This window comes from Caballeronia arationis (genome assembly GCF_001544975.2).
GTDB classification, from domain to species: Bacteria; Pseudomonadota; Gammaproteobacteria; order Burkholderiales; family Burkholderiaceae; genus Caballeronia; species Caballeronia arationis.
Genome location: NZ_FCOG02000211.1, coordinates 1 through 6,985 on the forward strand (window position 1 = coordinate 1; position 6,985 = coordinate 6,985).

The window sequence follows — 6,985 nt, forward strand, 5'->3', positions numbered from 1 at the left end:
TGGTGGGCCCGTTGTCCGGGCGGAGCCGACGTTCGAACGTCCGCATGAAAGCGTAAGCCAACGTCCGTAGGTGGCCGACTGCGGAAGATCGCAGTCCGTGCGGTTTAAACGCGTGACCGCGGCCCGAACTGCCGGGGCCGACCCATCTCAAACACTCGACGGTTGGCATCGTTAGGGTCTAGTCGTATATGCTTTTAACCGCATGCCGCCGTTGACCATCCGGGGAAGCTTCTCGCTCCCCCGTGCCACTAGTGTTCGACTTGCCACCGCAAAGTCGGATGTGTGATGTTCGGCAGGATCACCCACGTTCCGCCGGCTCCGAAATCCCAGGTCGGACCGAAACTCGCCGGTGTCATCATTTGCGCCGTAGTCAAGCCGTTGGCAGCGGCAAGGGGCCTCCCCGAACCAACTCCCGACGTCTGCCGAGTCGACTGCCTGTCCCAGAAGACGTCGCTCGCGATGTTGCCCGAGTTGCTATTGCTCGCCGCGATGCCGCCTCGATAAGGCGGCAGCAGGAAAGTATCAACGGGACCGCTTGCAAACGACTGTTCGATGGAACCGGAATTGGATGCGACCAGTCCGCCCACGCCGTTTCCACCGCCGACGAATCCGGTCGCCGCGTACGACTGCTTGATGGAGCCGGAATTGTCGGCCACGAGCCCGCCAGCTTGCGACCGCGAGCCTGCGCCGGCATTGGCGGTTGAGTACGATTGAAGGATCGTTCCGCTGTTGATGCCGACAAGGCCGCCAGCGAGGCCAGGCCCTCCAGCTGACCCTGCGCTGCCTCCCCGATACACCACGCCGGAGTTCGTTCCGATCAGCCCACCGACGGCAAGACCCACCGACGCGTAATCGGATACACTACCATCGGCGACGACGTTCGAGACGAGTCCCGAGGACTGCCCTGCGAGCGCGCCTGCGGTGTCAGAGTACACGATCACACTTTCATTCGTGAGTTTGAGATTGCGCACCACGCCCGAGTTGCCGATGGATGTGAAGAGGCCCGTGGCCTTGTAGGCGAAGTCTCCCGCGAGAATCGACACGTTCCCGATCACGTGTCCAAGGCCGTCCAGTTGTCCCGTAAAGCCGCTCGCGCTACCGGTGCCGATCGACTGAAAATAGCCGCCGGGCGTATTGGCGTCGATGTCACGGCCAAGCGCGTACGACCCATTCAGATCCTTCGAAATGTTCTCGAGGTCGGCGAGCGAATTGACCAGCACATAGCTCGACACCTGACTCTTCACGCCGCTGTACAGCGGGGCCACCCACGCCGGATTGCTGAGTGTCTGTCCGGCCACGTACCGCCCGTTGCTATCGCGATAAATCGACACGAGCCCCGTACTTTTGGACCAGTCGATCACCCCGAGGTTGGTGACACTGCCGCCGTTATCCTGCCCGGCCGAGTCGGCGCGCAAGGTCAGGTTCGCCTTTCCGGTATTGGCAAGCGCAGCTCGTGGGCCGACCGTTATCGAATGCATGGCGTTAAGCGTGAGCGAAGCATCGCCGGTCCAGCGCAGCGCGTGCTCCATCACGATGTCGCCTTGCGAAGCATTGAGCGTCACCGACGTGCCCTGATTCAGTTGTCGGAGAAACGCCTCCGTCGTCAGGCGGCCGACGTCGAACACCGGCGCAGTCAGATTCCAGTTCGCCGCGTGAATGTCGGCGTGGTTGAGACGCAGCGCAGCGCCTGTCGTATCGACCGTTCCGCCGGTGCCGTCGACGTTCGTCGCGTCGATGCGACCGTGGACATGCGCGGTGCCGTTGTTCGCGACGAGCCACACGTGACCGTCGCGCGTCGCGACGCCGGTCGCGCGCAGCGCCGTCGTGTGGCCCGCGAGCGCATAGACGTTCCCGTCGGCGGCCTGCAAGGCAATCTGCGCGGCCGCGATGGTTCCCTTGTCCACAACGTCGCCGCGGCTGCCGGTTGACTGCACGAACGTCTGCGGCACGCCGGTCGAATCGTGCATCAGCACCTGATCGCCGGCCGCGAGCTCCGCCGAACCGGAAGGCGCGCTGATCGTGCCATCGTTCAGGACGAGCTTGCGCGCGATCAGGAACACGTCGGCGCTCGTGGAACTGATCTTGCCCAGATTCACGACTGCGCCCGCGCCGCCGCCGGCGAAGGTCAGCGGACCGCTCGCCATGAACGCGCCGTTATCCACCTCGAGCGCGGACGCGACGAAACGCCCGCCCGTCGTCACGACTCCGCTCGGGCCGACGAGGACGCCCTGCGGGTTGATTAGATAGAAGCTACCAGTCGCGCTCAGCGATCCTCTGAGCACGGACTGTTCTGCGCCGGTCACGCGGCTCAGCGTGGCGCCCGATCCGTTCTGGACGATGACCGAACTGTCCTTGCCGATCGAGAAATCGCACCAGTCGATGACCGCGCGCGGTGTCGTCTGAGTGACGGTCAACCGTGCGCCCGTGGACGTTATCGCACCGGCGCCCGCGACAAACTTTCCTCCGCTCGGCAAGGGGCCCGCCGCCCACACGTTGCAAGCGACCGCGAGTCCCGCCCCGAGCAAGACGATTGCAGTGTGGCGAAGCGCCTTTGCCTGAACACGACGAGGCGTTCTCACCCGTCTGATCATCGATGAGGAATTGGTGCGCATGTCATGTCTCCGTTTACTTACGTCAACGTCCACCACCTGCAAGGCAGTTATCATCAACATAGACCAAGCGCGACCATTTATCCGGGAGGTTTCGAGTACGAGTCTGTGCCCGGCGAAGCGACCGACCGCGCGCTTTGCAAGAGCAAACGATTTCGGTCGCGCCGCCAGGTTCTCGGCGCCGATATTGCGGTGAAACGCGACGCCTAAAAGAGTCCTCTCGGTGTGCAAGGATGAAAGGGCTTCATGGCCGGACGCGCTTTAACGGCGGCGGACAGGCAGCGTGCAACGGCCACTGGCTTGCCGTTGTCGCCGGCGCACGTCGGCCTAGTCTAGCCGACGTGCGCCATCTAACGGCCATGCGGCTGAAGCGGGCCGCTTTGCCGTCATTCGCGATACGGCGCAGTCGAACGTCGGCTTCCGCGACCAGCGAACCGGGCTTGACGACCCGGAGCGGCCGCCGAGCTTTCTGCAAAGCAGCCATTCGGAATCAAGATGGGCTCGGCAGCAAGACCGCCGGCATTTAGGTCAGGTCGTCGCCGGCTGAACGGGGTAAGCGCGTGCCGCTTCAGCGCAATCGCCCGAAGATCACTGGATTGGCGGCACCACGCCCAGTTTCTCGGCCAGCATGCGCTCATACACGCCGAAGTGCAGGTCAACTGCCTCCTGACTTACTGTCGTCACGATGATGTTCACCTGATCCGGCAGCAGGCCGAGCACCACCGCAACCGCCGCTTCCAGTTGCGGCGCACAAACGCGGTCTTCAATAAGTGTCGTGCCCACAGCGATATCGTAGGTCTGTTCGTGCTGGAAGACGATCTCGACCAGCCGCGCGCGGGCGCTCATGTTGTTGTCGATCGCGAGGCGCACAACCTCCGTCACGCTATGCATCAATTCCGTCGGAAAGCCTCTGGCCGAGCGCAGCCGGACGCGGTGTCTGCCAAGCGTGAGCCAGTCCGAATCGAATTCCATGGTGTCCTCCGGTTCCGTTGCAATGCACCGCGATAATAGGATTTGGCAGGCGATTTTCAAGACCGGAATTTCACCACCGCCCCTTGAATTTTTCTACGTAGGTCCTATCTTATGTTTCGCTCAGGCAGATGCGCCGGTCATCACCGGTGCACTGCGTGTTTCGATTTGTTTGCCAGCGGCCTGGCAGGCGGACTGGAGCGCGTAGGCCCGTTCGCCTCCTCGCTGCATCGAAGGAGGATACGATGAGTGATCTCTTTTCCGGAACCGACCTGTTCAGTGAGTTTGACCGTCTGCAGCGGCAGATGGACAGCCTGTTCGGCGGCTTCCCGTCCAGCATCCGTTCGGGCCGCTTCGGGGCCTTTCCACAACTCAACATCGGTACCACCGAGGACTCGATCGAAATCGTCGCGTTCGCGCCCGGTCTGAAACTGGCCGACCTCGACGTGTCGATCGACAAGGGCCTGCTGGCCATTAGCGGTGAGCGCAAGCCTGCCCAGACCGGGAACGATGACAAAACCCGCGACGACACCCGCACCTATGCACAGGAGCGCTTCACCGGCGGTTTCCGGCGCATGATCGAGCTGCCGCAGAATGCCGACCCCGACAGGGTGCAGGCGCGCTACGCCAACGGCTGTCTGTCGATCACCGTCGGCAAGCGCGAAGCGTCGAAGCCACGGGCCATTACCGTCCAGTAATGCCAGTTATTCGAGGAGCAAGCCATGGACGACAGGACACAGGTTGCTGAACGCGACCAGAAAGCAGTAGCGCGACGCGAGGGCGATCAGCCGGCACGACGGACGACGCTCACACCGGCCGTCGACGTGTTCGAGGACAGCCAAGGCATCACGCTGTGGGCTGACCTACCAGGCGTCACGAAGGACAAACTCGACGTAAAGGTGCACGACGGCAATCTCTATATCGAGGCCGAAGCGGTCGTGCCGACCCCCGTCGGTCTGCGGCTGCAGCACGCCGAGATCCGAGCACCGCATTTCGCGCGCGCGTTCTCGCTGAGCCCGGACCTCGACACATCGAAGATCGATGCAAACCTGCAGGACGGCGTGCTGAAACTGACGATTCCGCGTCGCGACGAAGCACGCCCACGCCGGATCGAGGTGCAGACGAACTGAGCCCGGCACACCCGCAACGACGACAGGAGAAAAAACCGGTGGCGACCGCGAGGTCGCCATGGCCCGTTCGCGGAGGTGGGGACACAGAACGTTATGGAGGAAGGGTGATGCGGATAAATGATCAGCTATGGGCCGTGCCGGTGCGTCAGTTCGCAAGCGGCCGGCCCTCGCTGATGGTGGATACATCGCCTTGGTCACACGCGGGCGCGATGCCCGTCTGCTTGCCGACTGGCATCTGCCGCGTCACACCCGGGCGCTAGACACAGCGCGACGCCCCGCGGCACGCCCTCAGTCTGACTTCCGACGGTGCGTCCAAGGCCAGCCGCCGCCTTTACGCGAGGCCCAGGGCAACGACGAATTGATGTGGCTCACCGGCCGCCTGGCGCCGGACTTCAAGACCATTGCGCGGTTCCGTAAAGACAATGGTGAAGCGATCCGCAGCATCTGCCGTCAGTTCGTCTTGCTATGCCAGCGTCCGGACCTCTTCGCCGAAGCGATCGTTGCGATCGACGGCAGCAAGTTCAAGGGGTGAACCATCACGAGCGCCAAGCTCGAACGACGCATGTGCGACATCGAATCAAGTATCGCTCGCTATCTCGAGGCGATGGACACAGCGTCAGGAGCCCGCGATTGCGAAGCCCAGAACAGCACGACAGCAGGACAAGATTACGGCCTTGAAGGAACAGGTGCGAAGTCTCAAGGAGATCGAGGTCCAACTCAACGCGGCATTCGACAAACAGGTATCGCTCACAGATCCGGATACCCTCGATGAAGGCACGAGGAACGGGAGTCGTCGGCTACAACGTCCAGACGGAGGTGGACACGAAGCACCATCTGATCGTCACGCATGTCGTTACCAATGATGGCATTGATCGTGATCAGTTGATGTCGATGGCGAAGCTTGATCGTACAGAGATGGTCTTGGACAAGCTCACCGCAGTTGCCGATCAGGCCAGGCGTCGTGAGGGCACAAAAATTGCTGCGGTGATAACGCCATGTTTGTACCGGAGAAACAAATGAGATCCCTCCTTCGAAATATCGTGCTGGCAAGCGCGCTCGCCGTGGTCACCCTCAGCAGCGCAGGTTGTAAGCGCGCCGATACTGGCACTGCCGAAACGCCCAAAGCGAGCGGAGTGTCCGCGCCGGCGGCAGCCTCCGGTGCCAGTCAGTAAAAAAACGTCGGTCCACGCGCGCTAGTCGGCCCAGAGGCTTGTGGTGATGTCGTCGGAGGCGAACGCCTCGGGCGGACGCTACCCTGCGCCGGCATCAAGGCGACTACGCTGAGCTGCCGAGTGACACCCATCCCGCGCGCGTGACGTCATACATGTTCCATATACCCGATATCGAAAACACTGCGCCTATGCAGCGTGCTGTCTAGTACGGCGTTCGGGTTCGTTTATGCGACATCCTCCTGCACAGCGCTCCGATCCGCGCACAGCCAATGCGCCTGGATCCGACATGAACTCCACGGTTCCTCCACCTGCCTGTCGAAGGTTGGCTTCGCGGCACTGCGGCCAAGGGCGGACGTTTGCGCCTGTCGCTTCGCGAAGCGCTACGTCCGCGCCACTTTATTTTCGTGAATGCACGACTACACCGCTTCGCTATCTGTCTCCCTGTCGGTCATCACGGGTGGCACTTGCCGCTGCCTGCCCGCCGCTTGACCTATGCGGCGGCAAATGCGCTGCCTATCGCCTCGTTAAGCAGTACCACGTCGCCGGGCTTCGTGAAGTGGAAGTCGAATCCGGCCTGAGCGGTACGCGCCCGGTCCTGAGGCTGCCCCCACCCCGTTATGGCGATGACGGTGACATTCTTCGTCGACGGCGTTTCGCGAATTTGGCGAGCGACGTCAATTCCGCTCATGGCGGGCAAGCCTAGATCGAGCAGGATTACGTCGGGGCTGTAGTGACTGAATATGTCGACGGCTTCCTCGCCCGAGTAGACCGTGCGCACCTCGTGCCCCTCCAGTTCGAGCAGCGCCGTCAATGCGTCGGCCGCATCGACGTTGTCGTCAACAACCAGGATCTGGTGCTTCCTGATCGTCGAGGAAGCCGCAGGAGTCCCTCGTGTCGCAATCGGCGGTGGCAATACCTTGCAGTGCGTCGGAAGATGGATCGCGAAGCGGCTTCCTTTATCTTTTCCGGCGCTTGACGCGGTAATCCGACCGCCGTGCAGCTCGATGAGCGACTTCGACAGGGCAAGACCGATGCCCAGGCCGCCCTGGCGGTGGTGGTCTCGATTAACTTGCGAGAACATCGAAAAGATGGCCGATAACGTGTC

General features: G+C 62.3%; 5 protein-coding genes and 1 pseudogene. 3 read left to right on the forward strand and 3 right to left on the reverse strand.

All coding sequences use genetic code 11. The features are described 5' to 3' along the window. Positions 1-248: 248 nt before the first annotated feature. Together AWB81_RS39135 and AWB81_RS39140 are read right to left on the reverse strand one after the other, a co-directional pair. The gene (locus AWB81_RS39135) at positions 249-2,612 is read right to left on the reverse strand and encodes a filamentous hemagglutinin N-terminal domain-containing protein (protein WP_235026151.1); all 2,364 of its coding nucleotides are present in this window, start codon (positions 2,610-2,612) and stop codon (positions 249-251) included. Between the two features lie 585 nt (positions 2,613-3,197). After that, positions 3,198-3,581, reverse strand: coding sequence for a hypothetical protein (locus tag AWB81_RS39140; protein ID WP_062643583.1), 384 nt, complete (start codon positions 3,579-3,581; stop codon positions 3,198-3,200). A 242-nt stretch (positions 3,582-3,823) separates the two neighbouring features. On the opposite strand from AWB81_RS39140, the gene AWB81_RS39145 reads away from it, so the two are divergent. The 3 genes and pseudogenes from AWB81_RS39145 to AWB81_RS39155 all read left to right on the forward strand — a co-directional run. Then, positions 3,824-4,276: an Hsp20/alpha crystallin family protein gene (locus tag AWB81_RS39145; protein WP_062643585.1), complete on the forward strand. Its 453-nt coding sequence runs from the start codon at positions 3,824-3,826 to the stop codon at positions 4,274-4,276. A gap of 24 nt (positions 4,277-4,300) precedes the next feature. Beyond that, the gene (locus AWB81_RS39150; protein ID WP_062643587.1) at positions 4,301-4,708 is read left to right on the forward strand and encodes an Hsp20/alpha crystallin family protein; all 408 of its coding nucleotides are present in this window, start codon (positions 4,301-4,303) and stop codon (positions 4,706-4,708) included. Between the two features lie 334 nt (positions 4,709-5,042). After that, positions 5,043-5,659, forward strand: a pseudogene (locus AWB81_RS39155) (transposase); the annotation flags it as partial. 711 nt (positions 5,660-6,370) lie between these two features. Here the strand turns inward: AWB81_RS39155 and AWB81_RS39160 are convergent. Next, on the reverse strand, positions 6,371-6,985 hold a 615-nt coding region (locus AWB81_RS39160; RefSeq protein WP_144444322.1), incomplete at its 5' end, for a response regulator.